The 274-nt window shown below is 68.2% G+C and carries 1 protein-coding gene; it reads left to right on the top strand.

Features of this window, described 5'->3' with window-relative positions; translation table 11 throughout:
* The coding region (locus DUT91_RS26025; RefSeq protein WP_160113735.1) for a hypothetical protein at nt 1-274 on the top strand (274 nt) is incomplete at both ends.

Here is a 274-nt window from a genome sequence, read left to right as displayed (position 1 = left end):
CTTTCGGTGATTTCGCTGGACGGCGATCCCGTGACGGCGAACACGCCGCATCTGGTGCAGGCGACCTATCGGACGGCGGACGGCCAGTCGATCGGCACGCAACCCGTCACCTGGACGATCGATCCCCCGGTCACCGGCGTCTCCATTGGCCCGTCGCCGACCACCACGGGCGCCGACGGCAAGACCGTCACCAGCATCGAATACACCGGCTCCGGCACGGCTACGGCAACCGTGAAGGCCAGCGCCGGAACCACGCCGGATATCGGCACGCTCC

It is taken from the genome of Paramesorhizobium salinisoli, assembly GCF_003335045.1.
Classification (GTDB): Bacteria; Pseudomonadota; Alphaproteobacteria; order Rhizobiales; family Rhizobiaceae; genus Paramesorhizobium; species Paramesorhizobium salinisoli.
The sequence above is the reverse complement of the archived record's forward strand: the minus strand, read 5'-3'. Positions and strand labels throughout refer to the sequence as shown.